This window comes from Clostridium sp. D43t1_170807_H7, assembly GCF_015555905.1.
Lineage (GTDB): Bacteria > Bacillota > Clostridia > Clostridiales > Clostridiaceae > Clostridium.
On the sequence record NZ_JADNLK010000071.1, the window covers coordinates 1 to 1648 of the forward strand.

Genomic DNA, 1648 nt, shown 5'->3' on the forward strand with positions numbered 1-1648 from the left:
TTTTTTAATGTATAGGAAAGTATAAAAATTTCAATGGCTGAAAGTTAGATAAAATCTAGCTTTCAGCCATTTTTTGTGGTAAATTAGTAAATTATAATTAGAGGTTAACAAATGAAAAACAGTAAAATAAAATTAATTTTAAAAGATAATTGGTTAGGATTTTTAAAACTTTATGGGAAGAAGGTAAGAAAAAATGTTAAAAGGGAAGTTGAGAAAGTATTAGCATGTGGAGATATTTCTAAAGGGTATATAGAATTTAGATGTGATAGTTGTATGGAAAGTAAAAAAGTAGGGTTTTCTTGTAAAAGTAGATTCTGTACTTCGTGTGGTAAAGTTTATACAGATAAGTGGATAGATAATATGCTTGGTAATTTAATAAATGTTAAGCATAGACATATTGTATTTACAATTCCAGAGGAATTAAGAGAATTTTTTGGTGTGGATAGACAAAGGTTAAAAATACTTCCGAAATGCGCAGCTAAAGCTGTTACGAGTTGGATGCAGAGTCAAAATAAAAGTCAACAGTTTACACCAGGTATAGTTACAGTAATACATACTTTTGGAAGAGATTTGAAGTGGAATCCTCATGTTCATATGATGGTTACTGAAGGTGGTAAAGGAAAAACTATAGAATGGAGACATATAAGACATTTTGCATTTGAGGCATTGAGAAAAAGATGGCAGAAAGTATTATTAGACGAAATAATGATTGTTAGTGGCGATAACAAAAAGATGAAAGCTTTAAAGAATAAGTTATATAAAGAAAAAAATAAAGGCTTTTATGTACATGCTAAAACAGAAATAAAATCAGCTAAAACTGCAGCAAGGTATGTGGGGAGGTATGTGGGACGACCAGCGATAGCTGAATCGAGAATAGTAGATTATGATGGAGTTAATGTTACTTTTAAATATACTAGGCATGAGGATAATAAAGAAGTAATAGAAACTATGCATTCTTATGAATTTATAAAGAAGCTGATTATACATATTCCTGAAAAAAACTTTAAAATGATTAGATATTTTGGTATCTATTCAAGGAGAAGCAAGGAGAAAAATAACTTTATAAAAATGATAGATGAAAAAATATTAAGATTGAAAAAAAGTTTAGGAAAGTGGGAGTATAGAATATTGGCGACATTTGGAGTAGATCCTTGTAAATGTACTAAATGTAATAAGAGTATGAGGTTTTATGATATTGTTTATGCAAATTACGGATCAATACGGGAGCATTTAAAAAAGAAGTTTATTCTTGAAGCAGAAGAAAAACTAGAAGAAGCTATTGAAATATATGCAATTACAAAAGGGATACTTAGTGGTAAAATAATTCCGAAGACAACGTAGTTGGAGGAAGTAAAATGAATAACGATGAAATACTTTATATTTGTACAGTTTGTAGTGAGAAAGAAAATATTCCTAGAGAGGTGGTAGAATATTTTGATGAAATGGATCAAAGTAACATAAATGAACCACCATGCTTTTCTTGCGAAAAGTGCGGAGGGATAATGAGACCTAAAGAGTATACGGGCATATATGGAATGAAGTACAAATAAAAGGAAAAATATAGCATAGAACTACTATTAGCTCTATGCTTTTTGGCATACTATAAATTAAATTCCCGAAGGGAGCGTGGCGAAAGCCACTTTTTTTA

Annotated in this window: 2 protein-coding genes; both read left to right on the forward strand. The window is 29.9% G+C overall.

The genetic code is table 11. The features are described from left to right. Positions 1-111 precede the first annotated feature (111 nt). Positions 112-1341, forward strand: coding sequence for a transposase (locus tag I2E98_RS15785; protein WP_195469814.1), 1230 nt, complete (start codon positions 112-114; stop codon positions 1339-1341). Positions 1342-1355: 14 nt separating this feature from the next. After that, on the forward strand, positions 1356-1550 hold the full coding sequence (locus tag I2E98_RS15790) for a hypothetical protein (RefSeq protein ID WP_195469815.1): 195 nt from the start codon (positions 1356-1358) through the stop codon (positions 1548-1550). Positions 1551-1648 lie beyond the last annotated feature (98 nt).

What these genes read in the sequence shown, in the direction of transcription:
- I2E98_RS15785 (WP_195469814.1), top strand. Translation starts at nt 112, where the DNA reads ATGAAAAACAGTAAAATAAAATTAATTTTAAAAGATAATTGGTTAGGA.
- I2E98_RS15790 (WP_195469815.1), top strand. Translation starts at nt 1,356, where the DNA reads ATGAATAACGATGAAATACTTTATATTTGTACAGTTTGTAGTGAGAAA.